The following is a 22,446-nucleotide window of genomic DNA, read 5'->3' on the forward strand; positions in this document are numbered from 1 at the left end:
AAATCCGGGCTTATCACCCGCATTGCGCAAATCGGCCGCCCCTTCTTACGATCCGCCGATCCAGCCCCTGGCCCACTGGTCACCGGGGCGAGATCCGGCCACGAACGAAGGAGCCCCCGATCATGCAGACTGCGTACATTCCCGTTCCAACGGCGCCCAAGCGCCCGCCCGCCTCGGCATGGAGCACCGACGCCATCATGGCGCTCTACGAGCTGCCGTTCATGGATCTGATGTACCGGGCGCAGCAGACGCACCGCGCCCATTTCGATCCGAACGTCATCCAGCTGTCCAGCCTGCTGTCGATCAAGACCGGCGGCTGTCCCGAGGATTGCGCGTACTGCCCGCAGTCCTCGCACTACGACACCGGCGTGGACGCCGACAAGCTGATGCCCCTTGAGGACGTGGTCGCCGCAGCGCGCGCGGCGCAGGCGGGCGGCGCCCAACGATTCTGCATGGGCGCCGCGTGGCGCAGTCCCAAGCCCCATCACCTGGATGCCGTGGCCGAGATGGTCAGCGCCGTCAAGGCGCTGGGCCTGGAGACCTGCGTGACGCTGGGCATGCTGAAAGACGGCCAGGCCGAGCAGTTGAAGGACGCCGGCCTGGACTACTACAACCACAACCTGGATACCTCGCCGGAGTTCTACGGCAAGATCATCTCCACGCGCACCTACCAGGACCGCCTGGACACGCTGGACCGGGTACGCGACGCCGGCATCAGCGTATGTTGCGGCGGCATCGTCGGTATGGGCGAATCGCGCCGCGAGCGCGCCGGCCTGATCGCCCAGCTGGCCAGCATGGAGCCTTACCCCGAGTCCGTGCCGATCAATAACCTGGTTCAGGTCGAAGGCACGCCGCTGTCCGCCGTGGAGGCGCTGGATCCGTTCGAGTTCGTCCGCACCATCGCGGTAGCGCGCATTGCAATGCCGCGCGCCGCAGTGCGCTTGTCGGCCGGACGCGAGGCCATGGACGATGCGCTGCAGGCGCTGTGTTTTCTGGCGGGCGCCAATTCCATGTTCTACGGCGACGCGCTGCTGACGACCGCCAACCCGCAGATGGCCGCCGACCAGCGCCTGCTCGATCGCCTGGGCATGCGGGTCGACGCGGCCGCCCACGACCACCACGACACGCCAGCATGCCCCTGACCCCAGGCCTTCTATATCTCGCGGCCAGCGTCGCCTGCAGCGTCACGGTGGCCGTCATGCTGAAACTTGCACGGCGTTGGCAGGTGGACGTGCGCCAGGCGATCGCCATGAACTACGCCGTGGCCGCCCTGCTCTGCTGGCTGGTGCTGCGCCCTGACCCGGCGCGCCTGCTGGCGCCGCAAACGCCCTGGCTGGTGCTGGCCGCGCTGGGCGTGCTGTTGCCCAGTGTCTTTCTGGCGATGGCAGCGGCGTTGCGGCATGCGGGCATCGTGCGCAGCGATGCCGCGCAGCGCCTGTCGCTCTTCATTCCGCTGCTGGCCGCGTTCGTGCTGTTTGGCGAGCCGGTCACGGGCCGCAAGCTGGCCGCGATCCTGCTGGCGTTCACCGCCCTCTTCTGCCTGTTGCGCCAGCCGCCGCGCGTCCGCCTGTCCGAAGACACGGCTGCGGGCGATAGCCGCGCCATGTGGCTCTGGCCGCTGGTGGTATGGGCGGGCTATGGCGTGATCGACATCCTGTTCAAGCAGGTTGCGCGCACCGGCACCGCGTTTGCGGGCGGCCTGCTGCTCGCTTTCCTGATGGCGGGCGTGCTGATGCTGGCGTATCTGCTGTGGCGCCGCGTGCGCTGGCAGGCGCGGCATCTGGCCGCGGGCGTGGCGCTGGGGCTGGCCAACTTCGGCAACATCCTGACCTATGTGCGCGCACACCAGTCGCTGCCCGAGCATCCCGCGCTGGTGTTCGCGTCCATGAACATGGGGGTGATCACGCTGGGCACCCTGGTGGGCGCCCTGGCGTTTCGTGAACCGCTCACGCGTCTGAACCTGCTGGGCATCGCGCTGGCGTTGTCCGCCATCGTGCTGATGACGCCCTGGTAGACCGGACTCAGGTGCCCGTGCGCCGCTGGCGTTCGGGCTCGGCCTCCGGGGAGACATCCGAAGCGGAATCGCCTGCGGAATCCTGCGCGGCATTCGCTCCGGCGTCTGGTCCCGCGACCGGATCTGCAAAGGCGCCCATTGGCGCATCGGCAGCAAGTGGGTCGGCCGGGACGGGTTCCGCCGCGGCCTCGGGCGGCGCCGGCGCCGCGGACGGATCGGGCTGCACCATTTCCATGGCGATGTCGTTCTCGGGATCCACCCGCGGATCCAGCACCGCCGCCGCCGGCGAGCTTTGCAGGGTGTCGGGCATGGGCACGAAATGCGTCGGCGCCTCATCGACCTGGTGCGCGCCCGTGACGCGCGTCGGCCGAACCTGCCAGACCAAAATCACGGCACACGCCGAGATGAACACGTAATACATGGCGGGGCCACCCAGCGACATCATCCAGCCGGCGATCATGGGCCCGACGCAGGCGCCCAGGCCGTACGTCATGAGCAGCACCGCCGACAGGCTGACGCGGCGCTCGGACTCCACGTGGTCGTTGGCAAATGCCGCGCCCAGCGGATACAGCGTGAACTGCAGGATGCCGAAGATGCAGGACATGACGACCAGCGCCCAGAACGGCAACGCGATCCAGCCCCACATGACGGCGGGCAGCAGGACCAGCAACAAGGCGTTGAACCGGATGAGACCGGCGCGATTGATGCGATCGGACAGCCAGCCCATCGGCCATTGCGACAAGAGGCCCGCCGTGACGGCGGCCGCAACGAAGATGGCGGCCTGCGAGGTGGACAGGCCGTTCTTGGCGCCGTAGACCGCCGCCAGGCCATAGAACGCGCCGGACAGGTTGCCCGCCACGAAGAGGACAGTCATGGACAGCGGCACGCGCCGCATGAAGAACCGCACGTCCAGCGGCGCGGGCAGCGGCGTGGGCGGGTGCGAGCGCGCCGTGACCGCGAGCGGCACCAGACACAGCACCAGGCACATCGCAACCAGGGTGAGCGGTCGCAGGTCGAGCGTCGCGTAGGCGGTGAGCGCCAACTGGCCGAGCACGGTGCCCAGGCCGGAAACGACCATATACACGGAGAACACGCGGCCGCGCTGGTGGTTTTCGGTCTGCTCATTGAGCCAGCTCTCGATCACCATGAACTCGGTCACCATCACGATGCCGGAGATGACGCGGAACACCAGCCACAGCGGCATGGAATCGACCAGCGTCTGCGCCAGGATCATGCTGGTGGCGATGGCCGCACAGGCAACGAAGGCGCGGATGTGCCCGACGCGGATGATGAGCTTGTGTCCCAGCCGTGCGCCGCACACAAGACCCAGGTAGTAGCCGGCAATCAAGGTGCCGATCCACACCTCGCTGACGGACTGCGCGGTCAGGCGCAGGCCCATGTAGGTATTGAACAGACCCGTGCCGATGAGCATCAGCAAGGTCGCAAAATAAAGCGACGAGAACGATGAGATCGTGGAGAGCATGGCGTGGACAACCGCTGCTGGCTTTCAGCGCCGCGGGCCGCCGGGGCGGCCCGCAACACTGGCGGTAAAACAGGAACCTGCGGGGATCAGGCTTGCGAGAGCATGGTGGCCGCGTCGCTGACTTCGAACTTGCCAGGCGCTTCCACGTTCAGTTGCTTCACGACGCCGTCGACGATCAGGGCGGAGTAGCGCTGCGAGCGCACGCCCATGCCGCGCTGGACCAGGTCCAGTTCGAGGCCGAGTTCCTTGGTCCACAGCGCGGAACCGTCGGCCAGCATGCGGACCTTGCCGTCGGTCTTCTGTTCGCGGCCCCAGGCGCCCATGACGAAGGCGTCGTTGACGGACACGCACCAGATCTCATCGATGCCCTTGGCCTTGAGGGCTGCGGCCTGTTCGACGTAGCCCGGCAGGTGCTTGGCCGAGCAGGTGGGCGTGAAGGCGCCCGGCACGGCAAACAGCGCGATGGTCTTGCCGCGCGTCAGGTCGGCGACCTGGAACGCGTTGGGGCCGAGCGAGCAGCCGGCGGTTTCGGTTTCGATGAATTCGGTCAACGTGCCATCGGGCACGCGGTCGCCGACTTTGATCGTCATGTAGATCTCCAGGATGAAAGGGGGCAATGCATTGAGGCAGGATCGCCTCACAGCCCCCATCATAGTTCGTGCGCGGCCGGCTTGCTGCCTTTGGCGAAAGCGCGAAAAGAAGATGAACAGTTCGAAACGACTCCACACGGCAGCCTCACGGGGAGGAAACGCGCGCTTGCCATAATGCCGTGGTAAAGACATCGCCCGCCGCGGCCGCGAGAGGCACTGCGCCGCGCATCGGGCCTTACAGGGAGATTTCGATGCGCAGATTCCTGACCGCCCTGACCTTGACCCTGGCGGCCGCCGCCCCCGTGATGGCGGCCCCCGACGCCGCCGAGCAGGCCCAATACGATTCGTTTGTCGTGGCCGCCGGCGCATCAAACGGCGCCGCGCGCGCGTGCGGCGCGTCCGAACCCGACCTGGCGCAGCACCAGGACACGGCACGCAAGAATCTCACGCGCTATGCCGAAGAGTATGGGTTTGCCGCCAGCGGGTATGACACCGAATTTGCCAAGGGGCAGGCCGAAGGCAAGACGATGATGGAAGACATGAAGCGGTCCGGCGTCGATGGCTGCCGGGGCGTGCTGGGCGGATTTCAGAGCGAACGGGAAATGAAGTACGAGGATATGAAGCGCGCGCTGGCGGAGGTCAGCGACGGGCTGCCGGGGGAGAAGGCGCGGTAACGAGTGAATGACGGTGTCCGGAAGGCGGCTCTGCAAGCCTCAGTCTTCTCGGCCGTCCCAAGCGCCATCGCATGCCTCGATCAGCCCCTGTGGCCACTTTCGGCGAGGCAGAACTCGGTCGAGTGCGAAGTAGAACAAGTCGCCAATGATCGCAACGGGCGCCAGCGGCAATGCGACGAAGAGAAAAAAGGGCACGGCAACCGGATACCACCAGATCTTCACGCGCAGCATCTTCAACGGGTTGAAATGCCGAAACGCGTCAAGGGGCCGTTGCAGCCGATACTCCAGATACGGAGCCGGAGCGGGAACCGCAGCCGCGCCCTCCCGCATGAACAGCCGGATGTACTCCCAGATCATTGCGGCACCGTAAATACCTCGCTTCGACATGGCTGCCGGTGCGTCCTGGGTACCCATGATGACAGTGCGCAGTTGCTTTCCGTCGAGCCCCCAACGAGGAAAAACCAAACAGAGAATTCCCTCATTGATGGGAACGCCGCCGGCTGAAGCGGTAGTGACGTCCTTAATGTAGACCTCGATCTTGCTCCAATCCTCAGAAACGACTTTTCCCTCATGAAAAAAACTGACAGCTTTTGTTTTTCGGTTAAATACGATGGGTAGCTGGCGGCGCCACGGGAAAAAAAACCACGAGCAGGCAATAAACATAAATAGACTCATGCCGAACGATATATACCAATATTGCAAATAAAAATCAAAAAAAACACCATCAAACGTCCCGTTGGAAACTGATTTTTTGTAATTTCGAAATTCGAATACGGAAAATATCGCCCAAACAAAAACCGACGTTAGGACCGCCCACCAACTCATACTTCCCCGTCCACCGTAAAGAAAACCAGAAGCTGTCCGCATGAATAGACAATCTTCCGTCATCCTCATGAGATTGTTGTCGGCTGCAGGGGCTACGCTGAGCAACGGACCATCCGGCCGCAGCGCCTCCACACGGCTATAGAAGACGCTATGTTCTTTTTTTGGGGCGGTGGCTTTTTTCATCAATCGTTCCGGCCGTTCCAAACGCTATCGCACGCCTCGATCAGCCCCTGTGGCCACTTCCGGCGAGGCAGAACGCGGTCAAGTGCGTAGTAGAGCAAGTCTCCGATGATCGCAACGGGCGCGAGCGGCAATGCGACGAAGAGAAAAAAGGGCACGGCAACCGGATACCACCAGATCTTCACGCGCAGCATCTTCAGCGGGTTGAAATGCCGGAACGCGTCAAGGGGCCGCTGCAGCCGATACTCCAGATACGGAGCCGCAGCGGGAACGGCGGCCGCGCCCTCGCGCATGAACAGCCGGATGTACTCCCAGATCATTGCAGCACCGTAAATACCTCGCTTCGACATGGCTGCCGGTGCGTCCTGGGTACCCATGATGACAGTGCGCAGTTGCTTTCCGTCCAACCCCCAACGAGGAAAAACCAAACAGAGAATTCCCTCATTGATGGGAACGCCGCCGGCTGAAGCGGTAGTGACGTCCTTAATGTAGACCTCGATCTTGCCCCAATCCTCAGAAACGACTTTTCCCTCATGAAAAAAACTGACAGCTTTTGTTTTTCGGTTAAATACGATGGGTAGCTGGCGGCGCCACGGGACAAAAATCCAGGAGCACGCAATAAACACAAATAGACTTACGCCGAATGGTATATACGAATAATGCAAGTAAAACTCGAAAAAATTACTTGCAACCCCGCGTTTGTGACAACGACTTTTTATAAACTGCAAACTCATACAAAGAAAATATCGCCAAAAAAAAAAACCGCGAGAAGGACCGCCCACCAACTCATGCTCCCTCGTCCACCATAAAAGGAACCAGAAGCTGTCCGCATAAACAGACAACATTCCGTCACTTTCATGAAATTTTTATCCGCCGCAGGGGCGACGCCCAGAGGCGGGTCATCAATTCGCAGCGCGTCCACGCGGTTGTATACCCAGCTTTTTTCCGTCTTCGGCACGGTGCGCCGCTTCCGTTCACTTGTCATTTGAATGCTCCGTGGAAACCACCTGACAGTCGGATCAATGCTCGTAAACAAGAAACCTCATCCTTTGCACGCGCATTGGTCCAACATCTCATTTCTCTCACTTCGATCGGTAGTACCAAGGCACATCCTCTTTGGCAAAGGAATACATGGCAGTCAAAGGTTCGCCCAATAATTTCGGCACATATTTGGCGGTCAGTGACAAACTAAAGTCGATATCGTTCCGCAGGCCGGTGATAACGTAGGTGATCAGCGACCCGCCGGAGTCCAGTTGCTTCCGTCGCTCTTGCCTGATCTTCAAATCCGTCTCGGAACCATCCGAAGCATTGGGAGACATCTCGCCCGTCACAGAAGCTGGTTGCATGGGCAGAATATCCCCCTCTAGTGGGTACGCAACTTCAACAACTAGCCGGGGCGAATAAGTCGTCGTTACCCCCACCGTGCCAACTGGGCTCACCAAAGCATCAAGTGCGAAAACTTTCCATTCGCTGTCGGACTTTTTGGGCGCATAGTTTATTTCGACATAGGCCTTGTTCTCTGCCGCGAGCGAGGCATAAGCGGCTCCAGATTCGCGCCCCAGCAATGCGCGCTTGCCGAATGTGCCGTCGTTCAGCCAAAACTCGAGAGCGGAATACCGGCTGTCGTCCCCTTTGAACAGCCACCAGAGACCCAATCCAAGAAGAATGACACCCGCCACAATCCAGCCCCAAACGGGAATGCCCATGACGGAACCGGCCAGTCCGATGCCCGTAGTCATCGCTCCGGCACCAGCATGTGTCAATGCAATTCCGCCGGAAAGCATTCCAGCGCCCGCCAGTGCGTAGTAGGTACCGGCGCTCGTATTTCCGATCTGATATTGTTTGTACGCCTTAAGCCAGTTGGTGGCAGCATCAGCTAAAGCGCCTCCATAACCAAAGAAGCGCAATGCGCGTGTACTCGCCATTGCACGAACTGCGCCACCCAAAACTGATGCATTTTCAAACATGGCCGGTGCCAGCGCGCGCGTTGCTATCAATGCTCCATTCATTGCACTCGCCGTACCCAATACGGCCGCAACTAAATTCGACTGTGTTGCTCTGTCGCGGATATCCGAGCCGTCTCGAAAATCCTCAACAGCTTTCATGAGATTCCAGATGCTGAGCACTGCAACACCGCTTGCCGCCCCTCCTTCGAACACCTGCAAAAAGGGATTCGCATAACGGGTAAGCGGCGTCAAACGCTCCCATTCCAGAAGGACAATTTCATTGCCAGCACGTTGGGCAATCGATCCTTCAGCAGTGAACCCTCGGACACCCGGTACTTGTCTCAGCCTGGCGTAGCCCTCTTCGAGCGTCAGGCTGCGTCCGACGATTCGATCCTGGTAGCGTTCTTCGAGCAGGCCACGCAAATGCGCGGCGTCGGCCTCACTGCCTGTGCCTGCCAACCGATGAATAAGAGCATCCACATTATTTCGGACCGCGCCACGCCAATTCGGGGCACGGGTCAAGGTATAGACCCCGACCTGCTCCATCAGATATTGAACGGCCACGAATCTCACGAGGCCGGCAAACACCTTGCCGGCTGCCGTATCCACGAGCACGTCGGCCTTGTTCTCCACAAGCGTGTCCCCGAAGCCTTTGTCATGCCCCAGGTTCTCCAGGATCGGGTTTTCCCGCCATGGCAACGCCCACCATTCTCCGAACAGCGCTCTTTCGTGGTCTTTCTTGCCGGCGGGCGTCGTCGCAGTGCCCCAGATCATGCCTTCGACGCAATGGGTGAAGGCCGTGGCATGGCTGGTTGAAGCCACTGGGTCGGTGAGGTCGTAGCGCAGAAAGGTTGCGCCAAAGTCCGCAGGTTTCGCACGCTGACGGTAGCCTTTCAACCAGACGCATCGGTCATTCTTATGGTCCAGCACGGCAATGTGCCGCTTTTCCAGCTCTCGCTCGAAATTCTTCAAATAGGCGACCCGCTCGTCTTCCTTCACATGCCTGGAATAGCGCTCGGCATTGAGCGCCAGAACTGCCATCCGCTGGCCTGCCGGGTCTTTGGGCATGGCTTCCAGCTGCGCTTTGGCGCTGGGGTACGAAGATGGACGATGCCTCGGTGGCTCGCGCTCCTGAACTGCAAGATTGTCTTCAAACCACTTGCGCTTGTACTCGTACTCGTAGACGTCGCGATTCAGGGCCTTGTCCAGCTTCTCCTGACCCGCCTCATCCTGTAGATCAATTCCCTTGCTGCTGGCATAGGCAGCCTCGTAGATCCGTCCAATCAACTGGGCTATGATCGTCTTTCGATAGCGCTGGATATCGTCGCCCTTGCTTGCAGCATCAGGCGCCGAGTTGTATGTCTCCATCTCCGAGCGAGATTCATGGAATATGCCGCCCAGATCCTGCACGAGCGCAATGTTGTCGTGCATGACGACAGCGATCTGCATGGCGGACGCTACCGCTTTCATGCCCGTCAACAATGATTGAGCAGAAGGTGTCGACTGTTTGATGCGCCAGGGCGAGAAGCTTAGGTCGGAGCCCTTGAACTCCTCCACCAGTTCACCCAACCGACTTGCCGGAAAGGTATGCCTGGCTGGCGCGCTTTCCGCCCAAGCCTTCATGTCAACGGTCGTTGCCAACTTTGCCCGGATGCCGTCCAAATCCGATTGGATTTCGCGAATTTTTCGTTCGGTCAGGAGCGTGTCCGTCAACAATATGTGGACCAACGAACCGTCATTCGCCCAGATGTGAGGCAGGGAGCGTCCGGGCTTATAGCCCTCGATCGCCGCTTCTAATGAGCGGTACCTGGAAAAAAGCTCGACGAATTGACCGGTCTCTTCGTTGACCCGCCAAACGAATACCGTACCTTCGGTCTCATCGAACAGATAGACGAATCCCGCGCCCACGCAACGCAATCCATACTGCGCGTGGTCCAACGTCTGAAAGCCAGTCTCCAGCGACGGCGCATCATAGGCATAGTCGGCGCCAACCTTGGGCCGTGGATGTGCTGAATAACGAAGCGGAAACAGGGGGATTCGGACCTTGCAGCTTTCGTTGGTGCTGCAGTAGCCAGTGCTTGCTGCCATGATCAGTGCCCTTCGGTCATCAGGTGATTCATTGCCCGTGCGGCGCGGGCGCCAGGTGTCAACGCGGTGTCCTGCAACAGCGCGACGACCGTCGCCGCACACCGTCGGTAAGCGGGATGACGGAGGGCGTCCAACGCGATGTCCAGGTGAGAGAACTCTTTGAAGCCCCAGCTATTAAGCTGCTCCATCCACACCCGGGTTTGCCGACGCGGGTCGTCGCGAAAGCTGTGAGGAGCCTGCCGAGTGATCGCGATGTGCTTGTGAAAGTGGTGGTCAGTCAACCCGGCATCAATGGCGCTCATTTCTGCATGATTGAATTGGAAGCCGCCTTGCACCGGGTGCGGACCATCCGGTTGTCGATAGCGCCACCACTGATGCGCTTGCCCGAGGCTTTCCCGCCAGATCAGTTCCTGAATGGGCCCCAGCAGCGCAGCGGCCCGGAAAGGCTCAAGGGCTCGCAGCACGCTCGCAAGAGCCGTTGTTTCCTGAACCCGGAAGCGAGCCTTGTTGCCATTGGGCATTAGCACGAACAGAACCGCTCGCAACTGGGCTACTACCTCGTCGATCGAACGGGACGACGCGAGGAAGACCGCCCCACCCGTTGACGCCCAGGAGTCCACGAACAATCCCGATAAATGCGAATCGGATTGGTACTGCACCAGCACCGGCCCGACCGGGTAATGGGAGTCGTACTCGGTGTCGCTCCAGACCCACCGCAGGGAAGTGGCATAGTCGACTTTGCGCACGAAGTCACCTATGTTGGCGCGCTCCGGCAAGTCCGGTTGGCGCACCAGCCACTCGTCAAGAATTTCGGTTTCGAGGAGCAAGAACGTAGCTAGCGAAGGCGGATGCAGTTCGGGCTGCGTCATCTGGTCCAGGGCTATCAACATATCAAGTCTCCTGGAAGTTGCCGCACGGACAGTCCGACCGCGGACAACTGCCGTCGCTGCGCTTCCTGCACAGCACGTCGAACGGCAGGCCCGGAGCGGGAACCCCCACAGGGGCCGAGATCGGGCTTGCGCTGCCGCTCTGTCGGCGTATCGGTCCCTTCACCTGGATCACAACTCCATCGAGCGTGATGCCTGATCCGTCGATTCGAATGGTTCCTCCCGGGCCTTTGAGGGATAGGCTCTCCTTCGCATGGATCTCATAGACCTTGGTGCGCTGCCGAATCGCCTGCCCCGCCTGCAGTTCCGCGTGCCCCTCCACCGTCTGTTCCTGGTGTCCGCCGATACTCACGCGATGATTTGCCGCAGTCTTGTCGCGGCGGTTGTTGCCCACCTCTTCGGTGCGGTCCTTGGCGGTGTAGATCGTGTGGTTGCGCCCCACCGTCAGGAAGTCGTCCTGGCCGATTTCATGCCGCCGGTCCAGGCCGATATTCACCTGTTCGTCATTACCCACGGTTTCCTTGCGGTCGTGGCCGATGGTGATGGATTCGTCGTGTTCCACTTGTTCTCCGCGGTCGTGGCCCACGAAGGTGGTTTCGTTGCGGTTGACGTGGATGTTCTGGTCCTTCTGCGCGTGGACGCAGATTTCTTCCTGGTCCTTTTCGTCTTCGAATCGCAGTTCGTTGTACCCCTCGCCCTTGTGCGTCTTGCTTTTGATCGTCATCCGCGTCTTGTGGCGCGGCAGTTCGTAGGGGGGCAATTGCAGGCGGTTGTATGCCCGGCCTGTGATCACGGGCTGGTCTGGGTCGCCGTCGAAATGGGAAACGATGACCTCCTGGCCGATCCTTGGGATGGCCATGTGGCCCCATGTGGCGCCGGCGATGTCTTGCGAAACACGGATCCAGCAGGAGCTGTGTTCGTCCTGTCTGCCTTCACGGTCCCAGGGGAACTGGACCTTCACCCGCCCGTACGCGTCGGTGTAGATTTCTTCGTTGGGCGGTCCGACCACGACAGCGTTCTGCGGTCCGTCGATGCGGGGTCTTGGTAACGGATCGGCGCGCCACTCGGCATCGTCTGGCACCAGTTCGGCCTCGTAGGCGTAATGCGTACCCGACTGCGCCTCCGCGCTGTCCTCGGCCTGGCTCGCGTGCTGCGTACCGCGGTGAACGATGCGGACCGGGCGCCAGCCGCGGTTCATGTCTTCCCGCGGGTGGCCGGCCAGCATGAAGGAGATGCCCGGCTGCAATCGCGGATCATCGCCTTCGGCCAAGGCAACGCGCGCATCGCGGCGATGCCCGCGCAGGCGGTTATCGGCGAAGGGCTTGCCGGCCTCGTCAAACTTGGCGCGGGCAGGATAATCGTAGCGCTCATACCGGCGGCCCTGATGATTCAGATCCCGTCCGTCGCGGGTGTGCTCGTGGGTGTAGCGGGGATGGTGAAAGGTGTAGTCGCGCTGCGTCTGACGAGCAGTGCGCACGCTCTCGCCATAGGCAAAGCGGCGCAGCGCGGGTTGCGGTTGATCGCCACCGGGCGCGGGGTTGTACTGCACCGGCCGATCGCCCACGCGGCCATGAATGAACAGGCGATCGCTGTGGACGAGCTGGTGGCCCTCCGCGCTATGCCGGAAGGAATAGAAGAACCCTTCCTCGCGCATGATGCGCTCAATGAAGTGGTAGTCGGTGTCGCCGGCTTGCACGCAGTATTCGCGTGACTGGTGCTCGGTGGTGTTGCGCTGCTCGTAGTCAAGCGTGAGCCCATGCGCCTTGAGCACGGCCTCGGTGATCTGCGGGACAGTGAGTGACTGGAAAATGCGCCAGTCGGAACTGAGCTTTAAGCGCGCCAGACGCGGCTCGACGACGGCTGAATAGCGTGTTCGGCGAAATCCCGTGTCGCCCTGGACGAAGGAGGAAACAGCGCCGTGCACGTAGCGCACGGGCGTGTCGCCATGCCAGATCGTGAGCAGCGAGGCTTGGTCCAGAACGCTGCCGAAATCGATGGCGGCCTTCGCACTGGCCAAGTCCACTTCAAGTTTGAAGGTCTCGGACAAACCTTCTTCCAGCGAAAACCCGACGACTTCAAAGGACTCGTCGCCGACAGCAAATGTGAAGCGCAGATTGGATTGGATTGGCATGGCAAGCTCCGGAGCACCTCGGGCCTGTTGCAATCTCCGTGCCAGCTTGGCCGCATGTCGCAACTTTTGCTTTCTTATCAACCGCTTGGCGATCCCTTTGCCGCGACGCCTGCCGCGCTCGAATCGCCCGAAACCGCGAAAGTGTTTTTTTCGGTGGCTTTTCAGGCCAACGGTGGCCCGACGGCCCTCAACCCCCTGAAAACAAACAAAGAAAATCGGGCCAACTTTGACCCGAGCAGGTCAAAGTTGGCCCGATCATCGAGCTTTCGGGGGAGGTTGGCGCCTTACAACCCGTTCTGCTTGAACCAATCCAGCATCCGCGTCCACGCCTGTTCCGCTTCCGCCTTGCGGTACGACGGGCGGTAGTCTGCATGGAAGGCGTGGCCGGCCTCGGGGTAGATGTCGATGCGGGAGGCCTTGGCGGCGGCGGAGCCCTTGGCCAGTTCCACGCGCATGCGGTCGACGTCGGTTTGCGAGATGCCAGCGTCCTTGCCGCCGTAGGCGCCCAGGACGGGGGCCTTCAGGTCGTTGACGATGGCCAGGGCCGGCTTGGGCTTGAGTTCGGAGGGGTCGCCCGCCAGTTGGCCGTACCAGGCGGCGCCGGCCTTGAGTTTGGGGTTGTGGGCGGCGTAGAGCCAGACCTGGCGGCCGCCCCAGCAGAAGCCGACGATGCCCAGGCGGTCCGGGTTGCCGCCATGCGCCGCCGCCCAGGCGGCGGTGGCGTCCAGGTCGGCTGTGACCTGTTTATCCGGGACCTTGCTGACGACTTCGGCCTGCAGTTTGGGGATTTCGGTGTACTTGGACGGGTCGCCCTGTCGCACGTAGAGTTCCGGCGCGATGGCGAGGTAGCCCAGGTGCGCCAGGCGCCGGCAGACGTCCTGGATGTATTCGTGCACGCCGAAGATTTCCTGGACGACCAGGATCGTGGGCAGGTTCTTCTTGCCTTCCGGCGCGGCGCGGTACGCGGGGATCTTGCCGTCGGAAGTGGGAATCTCGACCTTGCCGGCCACGAGGCCCTTGGCGTCCGTGGCGATTGCAGTCTGTGCCGCCACCGGACCTGCCGCCAGCGAAAATCCCGCCGCCGCGGTGGTGGCGAGAAAGCCTCGGCGGTCCAGCCGCAAGGGCGGAAGCAGGCTGTCGAAGTGCGCGTCCTGGTCTTTCATCGAAAAATCTCCTGGTAAAAGACGGGCACGGCGGGACGCGCCTCGCGTCCCTGCCGGGGCCTGCCGAGTTCACTTCAGGGAGAAGTCCACGCGCGAGGGTTGCCCCTCGTCCTTGATGCCATCGGCGTCCAGCTGCGGCGCGACGATGAACACGCGATCCGCGAGTCCTTCCTGGGCTTGCAACTTCTCATAAACCGCCTGCGCGCGGGCATCGGCCAATTGGCGCAGCTGATCCTCGCCGACGGGGGCCGCCGCGCGCAGCATCGCTTCCATCTGCGCGGCCGGAATGGACTTGGCCATGCCGATGAAATTGCGCGGCTTGTCCTTGAGGTCGGTGTCATCGTAGACCGCTTCGAGGTATTTGGCACGTTCCGCGCCGGAGACCTCGACGCCCTTGGGGTCGGGCTTCTTGCCGCGCGGCGCGACGTCCGCGGCCTTGGCGGCGCGGATCTTGGCGTCGACCCAGGCCTGGCGCAGGCCCTCCGTGTCGGTCTTGGGATCGGCGCGGCCGCTGATGTCCATCTTCAGGGCCGGACGGTCGGCAAGGGCCTTGGTAAGGGTCTCGATGCGCTGGAGCGAGTCGTCGGTCAGCACGGCGCTGCCCGGCGCGAATTCGACATAGGACAGCTCTTCGCCGCCGCCGAACGCGGACGCGAGCAGGCTGAAGGGCGAGGTCACCGCCTTGACCACCAGGTTCATGAGCACGCGCACGACGATGCCGCCGACCGAGAACTCGGGGTCGTCCAGCGAGCCGGAGATCGGCAGGTTGATGTCGATGTTGCCGCGCGAGTCCTTCAGCAGCGCAACGGCCAGCAGCACGGGCAGCTTGGTCGCGTCCGGGCTGTTGGTCTTGTCGCCGAACGTTAGCTGGTTGAGCACGACGTGATTGGTCGCCTGCAAGGCACGGTTCTTGATCTTGTATTCCAGGTCGACCGACAGCTTGCCGCGCTTGATCGGATAGCCCACGTATTTGGCCGAATAGGTGGTAAAGCGCGGCAGGTCGACGCCCTTGGCCGAGGCCTTCAGGTCCAGCGTCAGGTACTTGGCGAAAGGCTGCACGATGCCGCTGATCGAGAGCGGCGCGGTCGTGTAGACACGGCCCGTGACCTTGACCTTGGCGGGCTGCGGATTGGTGGACGAAACGGCGGTGATGTCGCCCTCGATGCTGGACAGTTCAGCGACGTAGTTCGGCTTGACGAAGCGGTCGGTGAAGGTCATTCGGCCGCGGGTCAGCGTGACGCTGTTGACCGAAATATCCGGCATGGAGGCCGCGCCGCTGCCCTTGGCCGACGCGGCGGCCGCGGGCGGCGCGGCCGGGGGCTCGGCGCTGCGGCCGGGGGTCTGGGTGTCTTGCGTGATCGAGCCGCCGGCCTGTCCGGGCGCGGCCACCAGATCCATGACGTTGAGCCGCCCCTGCGCGTTGAGCAGGATGCGGCCGTAGAAATCTTCCAGGGCGATATCGCCCAACCGCGCGCCGATCTTGTCGCCCGCCACGGAGATGTCCATGCCGGTAAAGCCCAGCCGCTTCCAGTTCAGGAAGTCGTCCTTGTTGACGCGGTCCTGCAGGTCCAGGTCGGTGATGTCGACGCCGCCCTTCCAGCCGGCCTTCATCGGCGCATTGCCGGCGGCGGCGGTGAATTCGGCGTTGCCCTTGGCGCTTAGCGTGACGGCGCGGACGGTGGCGTTCAGGCTGGAGGCGAAGTACGGCGCGAAGCTGGCGACGTTCAGGTTGGACAGGTCGACCGCGGTCTTGACCGTGAGCGGCTGCGGCGTGAAGACCCCTTTGAGGTCCAGCTTGCCGTCGCCCTGGACGCCGGCTGCGGCCACCGTGAAGTTGCTGGGGCCCGGTCCCAGGGCTAGCCGGTCGGCCGTGATGCGAAGGGACTGCATGGCGATGTCCAGCACCGGCTTGAGCGATTCGTCGCGGGCCTTGAACTGCGTCAGGTCGGCCTGCACGGCGGTGGCGGACGCATCGATCGCGCCGCCCTTCTCGCGCACGTGCAGTTGCGCGGTGGCGCCCAGCCGGCCGTCGAGCAGGTTGATGGGCGCGGCGCTGCGCACGGCTGGCGCCAAGGGCGCAAGCGCGATGTTGCCCAGACGCACGTTCATGTCGAGCGACAGCGGCTTGATGACCAGCGGCCCCTTGGCGCGCAGCCAGCCGCCGTCGGTGCTGTTGTCCATGGTCAGCCACAGGTTGATGGGCTGGTCCGGCGGCTGCGGCAGCGCCACGCCTTCGACGGTGGCGGCCAGGCCGGTCATCACATAGTCCAGCTTGCTGACCGCATCAGTGACGTAGACCTCGCCTTCATGCAGGTTGAAGGCGTCGAGCACGACCTTCCATTCGGCGGGCGCGGGGGGTGGCGCGGGGGTCTGCGCGGCGGGCGCTTGGTCAGCGGGCGCCGTGGCCGCTTGGTCTGGGCGCGGTGCCGACGCTTGACCGGCCGGCCCAGGAACCGGCGCAGGCGCGCCGGCCGCGCCCGGCGCAACCTGCGGCCCGCTTGGGGAGAGCGGCTTCAGGCCGCTGGCCTTGCGCATCTCGTCCCGCACGGGCGTGGCCGTCGGTTCCACGCCGCCCAGCGCCTTCAGTCCCGCGACGACGTCCTGCCAATTCAGGTGTTCGTTGGCGTGACGACGCACATGGATTTGCGGCGCCCAGAGGCCGACCTCGCCGATATACACCTGCCGCGCAATCGGCTCCAGTTCCAGGCGGCTGACGGTCAATGCGCTCCAGGCGGCCAGATTTCCGCCAGACGGATCGCGCACGTCCAGGCGGCGCAACCCCAGGTCGCCGACGATGCGGATTTTGGGCGGCGCGTCCTTGGGCTGTTCGAAGACGACCTGCAGATTCGAGTCGAGCAGCGCGCGCTCGACCTTGAAGGGAAGCGGCATAGGCCAGACGTCGGCCCACTTCTCGAGCTGCAGGCCGTCGAACGCGACGCGCAGCGTGGACGAGGGGACCACATCGAACGGCCGCGCCACGCCGGTCAGGTCGAAGGGGCTGCCATTGATGCGCAGGTGCAGGCGCGGCTGCACGTCGATGTCGGTGGCGTAGCCGAAGGTCGAGATGAACGGCACCCCGATGGTGAACTCGTCCACGACCTGCTTGCGGCCGGTGACCTTGTCGTCCAGCGTGATGGCGCCGTCCTCGATCACCATGTTGTTGAGCGAAAAGCGCGGCAATCCTTCGTCCGGCTTGGGCGGCTCTTGGGGCTTGGCGGCGGCCAATTCGGCCACGCGTTGTTCTATGTCAGAGAAATTGAAGCGCAGGACGTCTTCGCGGACGATGGCGATGTTAGGCTGCCGAAGCGTCAGACGGTCGACCACCGGCGCGAACCAGAACAGCGAAGTCCACGACGCGCTGGCATCCAGTTCAGCCAGGGTCAACAGCGGCGTCTGCGAGCCAGGCTGCGCCACGGTCAGGTCTTGCGCGCGGACGGTCAGCGTGAACGGATTGAAGGTGATCTTGCCCACGGAAACGTCGCGTCCAATCATCTTTGCGACGTCATCGGTCAGCACGCCGTGCAGCACTTTCGGCACCTGCCACGCTGCCACGCCAAACAGAATCAGCACGAACGCCACAATACCCAGGAGAATCTTGCCGGCGCGTCGGGTGAACCGTAGCTTGGGCATCCGCACGGGCATTGAAAGTCTCCTGATACACATTGAAGGCGATCCAACCTTCCTCTGACTGCTGGCGCGATTATCGCGCCCCCTTAACTGCTCGTCTATCATAGGCGGAACAGCGGACCCCGCCGGCCAGCCCGGCCCCGCTCCTTTCATTCATTAACAATTCTTGATCCCGATTTCCATGTCCGAGACCACCCCCACCTTGAGTCACCTGGACGAAGCCGGCCAGGTCCGCATGGTCGACGTCATCGCCAAGACGGACACCGAGCGCGTGGCGGTTGCCGCCGGCAGCATCCGCATGAACGCCGTCGCCTATGGCCTCTTGACCCAACCCGGCCAAGGCAAGGGCGAGGTGCTCAACACGGCGCGCGTGGCCGCGATCCTGGCCGCCAAGCGCTGCGCCGACATGATCCCCCTGTGCCACAGCCTGCCGCTCGCGTTCGTCGGCGTGGAATTCGCCTTGAACGACGCCGAGCATCGCATCGACATCCTGGCCACCTGCCGCACCAGCTACAAGACGGGCGTCGAAATGGAAGCCATGATGGCGTGCAGCGTGGCCGCGCTGACCATCTACGACATGTGCAAGGCTGCCGACAAGGGCATCGTGATCGAACAAGTTCGCCTCAAGTACAAGGCGGGAGGTAAAAGCGGTGAATGGCGCAACGATTAATCTGCTGTACTTCGCGCGCGTTGCCGAACTGGTCGGCAAGCGCACCGAAACCTGGCCCCTCGCGGGCGAATCAACCGGCGCGCAGTTGCTGGCCGCACTGGGCGAACGCTATCCCCAATTGGAACCGGCCACGCGCCTGAAGCTGGCCATCAACCAGACGCACGCCAAGCCCACCGCCCCGATCCGCGCGGGCGACGAGGTCGCGGTATTCGAACCGGTCACCGGAGGCTGACGCCATGATCCGCGTCCAGGAAGCCGACTTCGACGGCGCGGCGCTGACCGCCGCGCTGCGGGAATCCGCCGGCCCCGGCGTGGGCGGCATCGTGACGTTCGTGGGCTACGTGCGCGACTACGCGCCCGATACCCCCACCGACACGCTTTTTCTCGAACACTATCCGGGCATGTGCGAGCGCGAGCTCGAAGAAATCGCCGCCACGGCCCGCGCGCGCTGGAATCTGGCAGGCACGGTCATCGTGCACCGCGTGGGCGCGCTGCACCGCAACGCGCAGATCGTTTTCGTGGCGGCGGCCAGCGCCCATCGCGGCGACGCCTTCCGCGGCTGCGAATACATCATCGACGCGCTCAAGACGCGCGCACCCTTCTGGAAGCGCGAGACCCTCGCCGGCGGCAACAGCTTCTGGGTGGAACAGCGCCAATCCGACCAGGACCGCACGGACGCCTGGGATGAAGACACTGCCGACAACAAGGAGAATCCATGAGCGAAGCCACCCCGGTCCCGCTGGGCTGCGGCGTACTGACCGTCAGCGACACCCGCAGCGCGGGTGACGACACGTCCGGCAATCTGCTGGCGCACAGCCTGGCGCATGCCGGCCACCAGTGCGTTCGCCGCGACATCGTGCGCGACGACATCTATCAGATCCGCCGCGTCATCAGCGACTGGATCGCCGACCCCGAGGTGCAGGTCATCCTGACCACCGGCGGCACGGGCTTCTCGCATCGCGACCATACGCCGCAGGCCATCATGCCGTTGCTGGATCGCGAGATTCCGGGTTTCGGCGAACTCTTCCGCCAGATTTCCTACACAGAGATCGGCAGCTCCACGATCCAGTCGCGCGCGTTCGCGGGGTCGGCCAACCAGACCCTGATCTTCTGCCTGCCGGGCTCGAACAACGCGTGCGAGACCGCCTGGACCAAGATTCTGCGCGAGCAGCTCGACAGCGGCCACGGCCCCTGCAATTTCGCCTCGCAATTTCCGAAACGCGATCAAGAAGCCTGACCCATGCTGGATTTCGATCAAGCCCAGACCCTGCTGGCCAACGCCGCCGCCCCCCTTCAACGCACCGAGCACGTGGAACTGGCGCAGGCCAGCGGCCGCGTTCTGGCCACGCACCTTGACGCCACGGTGGACATTCCGCCGGCCGACAACAGCGCCATGGACGGCTATGCCCTGCGCCTGGCCGACTGGAACCCGCAGGCGCGCCTGCCGATCCAGCAGCGCTGTTACGCGGGCGACGTGCCCGAACCCTTGAAGCCCGGCCACGCCATTCGCCTATTCACGGGCAGCGTGATACCGGCGGGCGCCGATGTGGTCGTCATGCAAGAAGACACCACCGAAGCCGACAACCACGTCCAGATTTCGCGCGAACCCCGGCTGGGCCAGCACATTCGCCGCCGCGGCGAAGACACGATGGCGGGCGCCGCGCTGCTGCCGGCGGGCACGCTGCTGCAGGCCGCGCACGTCGCGCTGCTGGCCTCGCAAGGCATGGCTACGATTCCCGTCTACGGCCAGCTTCGCGTCGGCATCCTGACCACGGGCGACGAGCTCGTCCTGCCGGGCCAGCCGCGCGCCACGGAACAGATCTACAACTCCAACGGGCCGATGCTGGCCGCGATGGTGCGCGGCATGGGCGCCCTGCCCGTTCACGTGCTGCACGCCCGCGATACCGAAGCCGATCTGCTGGACGCCTTCAAGACCCTGCTGGCCGATTGCGACCTCGTGCTGAGCGTGGGCGGCGTGTCGGTGGGCGAGCGTGACCTCGTCAAACCGGCACTGGCCGCGCTGGGCGGCGAACTGTCGCTGTGGAAGGTACGCATGAAGCCCGGCAAGCCGGTGGCGCTGGCGCAGATCGACGGCAAGCCCGTGGTCAGCCTTCCCGGCAACCCGGTGTCGGCCTATGCCGTGTTCGCCACGCTGGTGACGCCGCTGATGCGCCGCATGCAGGGCCGCGAAGACATCTTCCCGCCGGTCAGCCAGTTGCCGCTGCGCACCGCGCAGCCGCGCCAGGACGGCCGCGAGGAATTCCTGCGGGTGCAATGCCGCGTGGCCGACGAAGGCGGCAGCGAACTCGTGCCGTACGGCCATCAGGGATCGGGCGTGATCAGCTCATTGCCGTGGTCCACCGGCTTGGCGCGCCTGCCGGCCGACGTGCTGGTGCAGGACAGGGACACGGTCGCGTATTACGACCTGCGTCACTGGCTGGCGTAGCGCTCGGCCAGCGCCAGGTCTTCTGGCGTGTTGACGTTCATGAAGGCATGCGGCGGGCAATCGTCGAACACCGCTTCGGCCGCGCCCGCCCTCGCCTGCCAGAGACCCACCTTGCGGTCGCCCGACCGCAGATATTCCCGCAAGTTCGGCAGCAACGACGTGCGCAGCGCCATGCAGGCTGAATGGCGCTGGCCGTGGGCCGCGGCATAGGCCAGCGGCGCATCGGCCGCGGCAGCCGCGCCGATCAGGCGCGCGGCCAGATCTTCCGGCAGGAAGGGCGTATCGCAGGGCACCACCACCAGCCACTGCGCGGCGGAGTCGGGCGGCGCACCTGCCGACCCCTGCAGCGTCTGCAGCGCCGTCGCGATACCCACCAGCGGACCCTGCCAGGCGCCCAGTTCGCGTTCGCCATCGGCAACGACGTCGCCATACTGCGCGTAACGTTCCGGATGCCGGTTGGCGCTGATGATGAGGCGGCCGACCTGCGGCGCAAGCCGGCGCGCGATGTGCGCGACCATGGGTTCGCCGTGCAGCGCGACCAGTCCCTTGTCCTGATGATTCATGCGGGAACCCTGCCCGCCGGCGAGGATCAGGCCGGCAAGCCTGTCGCGTTGCAATTCAGCCACCGATGTAGCTCATCTCGATCTTGCGCGATGGGTCCGCCATGTTCTGGCCGCGCAGTTCGGAATAGTTGTCGCCGCGCGCCGACCAGATGCCCGCCAGGATGCGCGCCAGTTCCTCGTCCGTCGCGCCATCGCGTAGCGGCGCGCGCAGGTCGTGGCCTTCGTGGGCGAAGAGGCACAGGTAGAGCTTGCCTTCGGGCGACAGGCGCGCCCGCGTACAGCCGCCGCAGAAGGCGTGGGTGACGCTGGAGATGACGCCGATCTCGCCGCCGCCGTCCACGTAGCGCCAGCGTTCGGCGACGCGACCCATCTCGACCGATTCCACGGGTTCCAGCGGATACACGGCGCCGATGCGGTCCAGCACTTCGCGCGATGGCACCACTTCGGCGAGATTCCAGCCGTTGCTGTTGCCCACGTCCATGTACTCGATGAAGCGCAGGACGTGACCGCTGTGGCGAAAGCGTTCGGCCATGGGCAGGATCTGCCCGTCGTTCAGTCCCTTGCGCACCACCATGTTGACCTTGACGGGCGCCAGACCCGCGTCCGCCGCGGCGTCGATGCCGCGCAGCACGTCGTCGGGCGTGAAGCCGCTGTCGCTCATGCCCTGGAACATGGCGGCGTCCAGCGCATCCAGACTGACCGTCACGCGCGTGAGCCCGGCGGTTTTCAGCGCGGCGGCCTTGCGCGCGAGGACGCTGCCGTTGGTGGTGAGAGTGAGGTCAAGCGGCCGGCCTTGCGGCGTGCGCAGTTCGGCCAGCATGCCGACCAGGTTTTCGATGTGCTTGCGCAGCAGCGGCTCGCCGCCGGTCAGGCGGATCTTTTCGACGCCCAACTGCGTGAAGATGCCGGCCAGCCGGCTGATTTCTTCGAACGACAGCAGCGCCGAATGCGGCATGAAGCTGTAGCTGCTGTCAAAGACCTCGCGCGGCATGCAATAGGTGCAGCGGAAGTTGCAGCGGTCAGTGACGGAAATGCGCAGGTCGCGCAGCGGACGCGCGCGCTGGTCCAGCGCGGGCTGCCCGTGCGGCGGAAGTTCGCCGGGCCGGGCAAAAGGCCGTGGCGAACTCCGGTGATCGGCAAGGATTATCACTTTGCTCAT

Annotated in this window: 20 protein-coding genes; 8 read left to right on the top strand and 12 right to left on the bottom strand. The window is 63.8% G+C overall.

Features of this window, described 5'->3' with window-relative positions; translation table 11 throughout:
- Positions 1 to 122: 122 nt before the first annotated feature.
- Together bioB and HV786_RS03760 are read left to right on the top strand one after the other, a co-directional pair.
- Positions 123 to 1,142: a biotin synthase BioB gene (gene bioB, locus HV786_RS03755; protein ID WP_128827297.1), complete on the top strand. Its 1,020-nt coding sequence runs from the start codon at positions 123 to 125 to the stop codon at positions 1,140 to 1,142.
- Entirely contained in the window at positions 1,139 to 2,014 is an 876-nt protein-coding gene (locus HV786_RS03760; RefSeq protein WP_175210231.1) for a DMT family transporter, read from the top strand. Before bioB ends, HV786_RS03760 begins: the two co-directional genes overlap by 4 nt.
- 7 nt (positions 2,015 to 2,021) lie before the next feature.
- Here HV786_RS03760 and HV786_RS03765 read toward each other — a convergent pair whose 3' ends face one another.
- Both HV786_RS03765 and HV786_RS03770 read right to left on the bottom strand, forming a co-directional pair.
- Positions 2,022 to 3,497, bottom strand: coding sequence for an MFS transporter (locus tag HV786_RS03765; RefSeq protein WP_128827295.1), 1,476 nt, complete (start codon positions 3,495 to 3,497; stop codon positions 2,022 to 2,024).
- A gap of 86 nt (positions 3,498 to 3,583) precedes the next feature.
- Complete coding sequence (locus HV786_RS03770; protein WP_056326595.1) at positions 3,584 to 4,087, bottom strand: peroxiredoxin; 504 nt, start codon at positions 4,085 to 4,087, stop codon at positions 3,584 to 3,586.
- Positions 4,088 to 4,338: 251 nt separating this feature from the next.
- Here HV786_RS03770 and HV786_RS03775 point away from each other — a divergent pair, with 251 nt between their 5' ends.
- The gene (locus HV786_RS03775) at positions 4,339 to 4,761 is read left to right on the top strand and encodes a hypothetical protein (RefSeq protein ID WP_128827294.1); all 423 of its coding nucleotides are present in this window, start codon (positions 4,339 to 4,341) and stop codon (positions 4,759 to 4,761) included.
- 39 nt (positions 4,762 to 4,800) lie between these two features.
- Here the strand turns inward: HV786_RS03775 and HV786_RS03780 are convergent, their stop codons facing one another.
- From HV786_RS03780 to HV786_RS03815, 8 genes are all read right to left on the bottom strand, one after another.
- The gene (locus HV786_RS03780; RefSeq protein WP_128827293.1) at positions 4,801 to 5,769 is read right to left on the bottom strand and encodes a DUF6708 domain-containing protein; all 969 of its coding nucleotides are present in this window, start codon (positions 5,767 to 5,769) and stop codon (positions 4,801 to 4,803) included.
- Complete coding sequence (locus tag HV786_RS03785) at positions 5,769 to 6,500, bottom strand: DUF6708 domain-containing protein (RefSeq protein ID WP_128827292.1); 732 nt, start codon at positions 6,498 to 6,500, stop codon at positions 5,769 to 5,771. The genes HV786_RS03780 and HV786_RS03785 overlap by 1 nt, the downstream gene beginning before the upstream one ends.
- The gene (locus tag HV786_RS03790) at positions 6,497 to 6,751 is read right to left on the bottom strand and encodes a hypothetical protein (protein ID WP_175210028.1); all 255 of its coding nucleotides are present in this window, start codon (positions 6,749 to 6,751) and stop codon (positions 6,497 to 6,499) included. Before HV786_RS03790 ends, HV786_RS03785 begins: the two co-directional genes overlap by 4 nt.
- Before the next feature lie 97 nt (positions 6,752 to 6,848).
- On the bottom strand, positions 6,849 to 9,800 hold the full coding sequence (locus tag HV786_RS03795; RefSeq protein WP_128827291.1) for a toxin VasX: 2,952 nt from the start codon (positions 9,798 to 9,800) through the stop codon (positions 6,849 to 6,851).
- A gap of 2 nt (positions 9,801 to 9,802) precedes the next feature.
- Entirely contained in the window at positions 9,803 to 10,690 is an 888-nt protein-coding gene (locus tag HV786_RS03800; protein ID WP_128827290.1) for a DUF4123 domain-containing protein, read from the bottom strand.
- Position 10,691: 1 nt separating this feature from the next.
- Complete coding sequence (locus HV786_RS03805; protein ID WP_128827289.1) at positions 10,692 to 12,818, bottom strand: type VI secretion system Vgr family protein; 2,127 nt, start codon at positions 12,816 to 12,818, stop codon at positions 10,692 to 10,694.
- Positions 12,819 to 13,102: 284 nt separating this feature from the next.
- Complete coding sequence (locus tag HV786_RS03810) at positions 13,103 to 13,981, bottom strand: dienelactone hydrolase family protein (protein WP_128827288.1); 879 nt, start codon at positions 13,979 to 13,981, stop codon at positions 13,103 to 13,105.
- Between the two features lie 69 nt (positions 13,982 to 14,050).
- Positions 14,051 to 17,623, bottom strand: coding sequence for a DUF748 domain-containing protein (locus tag HV786_RS03815; RefSeq protein WP_175210030.1), 3,573 nt, complete (start codon positions 17,621 to 17,623; stop codon positions 14,051 to 14,053).
- A 166-nt stretch (positions 17,624 to 17,789) separates the two neighbouring features.
- On the opposite strand from HV786_RS03815, the gene moaC reads away from it, so the two are divergent.
- Genes moaC through HV786_RS03840 form a run of 5 tightly spaced genes read left to right on the top strand, consistent with a single transcriptional unit; the run spans position 17,790 to position 20,724 of the window.
- A complete protein-coding gene (gene moaC / locus HV786_RS03820; RefSeq protein ID WP_056326583.1) occupies positions 17,790 to 18,278 on the top strand; it encodes a cyclic pyranopterin monophosphate synthase MoaC in 489 nt (162 codons plus the stop codon).
- Positions 18,259 to 18,510: a MoaD/ThiS family protein gene (locus tag HV786_RS03825; protein ID WP_056326580.1), complete on the top strand. Its 252-nt coding sequence runs from the start codon at positions 18,259 to 18,261 to the stop codon at positions 18,508 to 18,510. The genes moaC and HV786_RS03825 overlap by 20 nt, the downstream gene beginning before the upstream one ends.
- Positions 18,511 to 18,514: 4 nt before the next feature.
- On the top strand, positions 18,515 to 18,997 hold the full coding sequence (locus HV786_RS03830) for a molybdenum cofactor biosynthesis protein MoaE (RefSeq protein WP_128827287.1): 483 nt from the start codon (positions 18,515 to 18,517) through the stop codon (positions 18,995 to 18,997).
- Entirely contained in the window at positions 18,994 to 19,515 is a 522-nt protein-coding gene (gene moaB, locus HV786_RS03835; protein ID WP_128827286.1) for a molybdenum cofactor biosynthesis protein B, read from the top strand. Before HV786_RS03830 ends, moaB begins: the two co-directional genes overlap by 4 nt.
- A 3-nt stretch (positions 19,516 to 19,518) precedes the next feature.
- Positions 19,519 to 20,724, top strand: coding sequence for a molybdopterin molybdotransferase MoeA (locus HV786_RS03840; RefSeq protein WP_175210032.1), 1,206 nt, complete (start codon positions 19,519 to 19,521; stop codon positions 20,722 to 20,724).
- On the opposite strand, the gene mobA is transcribed toward HV786_RS03840, so the two are convergent.
- Both mobA and moaA read right to left on the bottom strand, forming a co-directional pair.
- Positions 20,709 to 21,350 carry a molybdenum cofactor guanylyltransferase MobA gene (mobA, locus tag HV786_RS03845; RefSeq protein WP_420809623.1) on the bottom strand — a complete coding sequence of 214 codons (642 nt, stop codon included), beginning with the start codon at positions 21,348 to 21,350 and terminating at the stop codon, positions 20,709 to 20,711. The two genes, HV786_RS03840 and mobA, sit on opposite strands and share 16 nt — an antisense overlap.
- Complete coding sequence (gene moaA, locus HV786_RS03850; protein ID WP_128827285.1) at positions 21,343 to 22,446, bottom strand: GTP 3',8-cyclase MoaA; 1,104 nt, start codon at positions 22,444 to 22,446, stop codon at positions 21,343 to 21,345. The genes mobA and moaA overlap by 8 nt, the downstream gene beginning before the upstream one ends.

Origin of the sequence: Achromobacter mucicolens (genome assembly GCF_902859725.1) — a bacterium.
In the GTDB taxonomy this organism is placed as follows: Bacteria; Pseudomonadota; Gammaproteobacteria; order Burkholderiales; family Burkholderiaceae_B; genus Achromobacter; species Achromobacter mucicolens.

What these genes read in the sequence shown, in the direction of transcription:
- bioB (WP_128827297.1), top strand. Translation starts at nt 123, where the DNA reads ATGCAGACTGCGTACATTCCCGTTCCAACGGCGCCCAAGCGCCCGCCC.
- HV786_RS03765 (WP_128827295.1), bottom strand. Translation starts at nt 3,497, where the DNA reads ATGCTCTCCACGATCTCATCGTTCTCGTCGCTTTATTTTGCGACCTTG.
- HV786_RS03770 (WP_056326595.1), bottom strand. Translation starts at nt 4,087, where the DNA reads ATGACGATCAAAGTCGGCGACCGCGTGCCCGATGGCACGTTGACCGAA.
- HV786_RS03775 (WP_128827294.1), top strand. Translation starts at nt 4,339, where the DNA reads ATGCGCAGATTCCTGACCGCCCTGACCTTGACCCTGGCGGCCGCCGCC.
- HV786_RS03780 (WP_128827293.1), bottom strand. Translation starts at nt 5,769, where the DNA reads ATGAAAAAAGCCACCGCCCCAAAAAAAGAACATAGCGTCTTCTATAGC.
- HV786_RS03785 (WP_128827292.1), bottom strand. Translation starts at nt 6,500, where the DNA reads ATGAGTTTGCAGTTTATAAAAAGTCGTTGTCACAAACGCGGGGTTGCA.
- HV786_RS03790 (WP_175210028.1), bottom strand. Translation starts at nt 6,751, where the DNA reads ATGACAAGTGAACGGAAGCGGCGCACCGTGCCGAAGACGGAAAAAAGC.
- HV786_RS03795 (WP_128827291.1), bottom strand. Translation starts at nt 9,800, where the DNA reads ATGGCAGCAAGCACTGGCTACTGCAGCACCAACGAAAGCTGCAAGGTC.
- HV786_RS03800 (WP_128827290.1), bottom strand. Translation starts at nt 10,690, where the DNA reads ATGTTGATAGCCCTGGACCAGATGACGCAGCCCGAACTGCATCCGCCT.
- HV786_RS03805 (WP_128827289.1), bottom strand. Translation starts at nt 12,818, where the DNA reads ATGCCAATCCAATCCAATCTGCGCTTCACATTTGCTGTCGGCGACGAG.
- HV786_RS03810 (WP_128827288.1), bottom strand. Translation starts at nt 13,981, where the DNA reads ATGAAAGACCAGGACGCGCACTTCGACAGCCTGCTTCCGCCCTTGCGG.
- HV786_RS03815 (WP_175210030.1), bottom strand. Translation starts at nt 17,623, where the DNA reads ATGCCCGTGCGGATGCCCAAGCTACGGTTCACCCGACGCGCCGGCAAG.
- moaC (WP_056326583.1), top strand. Translation starts at nt 17,790, where the DNA reads ATGTCCGAGACCACCCCCACCTTGAGTCACCTGGACGAAGCCGGCCAG.
- HV786_RS03830 (WP_128827287.1), top strand. Translation starts at nt 18,515, where the DNA reads ATGATCCGCGTCCAGGAAGCCGACTTCGACGGCGCGGCGCTGACCGCC.
- moaB (WP_128827286.1), top strand. Translation starts at nt 18,994, where the DNA reads ATGAGCGAAGCCACCCCGGTCCCGCTGGGCTGCGGCGTACTGACCGTC.
- HV786_RS03840 (WP_175210032.1), top strand. Translation starts at nt 19,519, where the DNA reads ATGCTGGATTTCGATCAAGCCCAGACCCTGCTGGCCAACGCCGCCGCC.
- moaA (WP_128827285.1), bottom strand. Translation starts at nt 22,446, where the DNA reads ATGAGCAAAGTGATAATCCTTGCCGATCACCGGAGTTCGCCACGGCCT.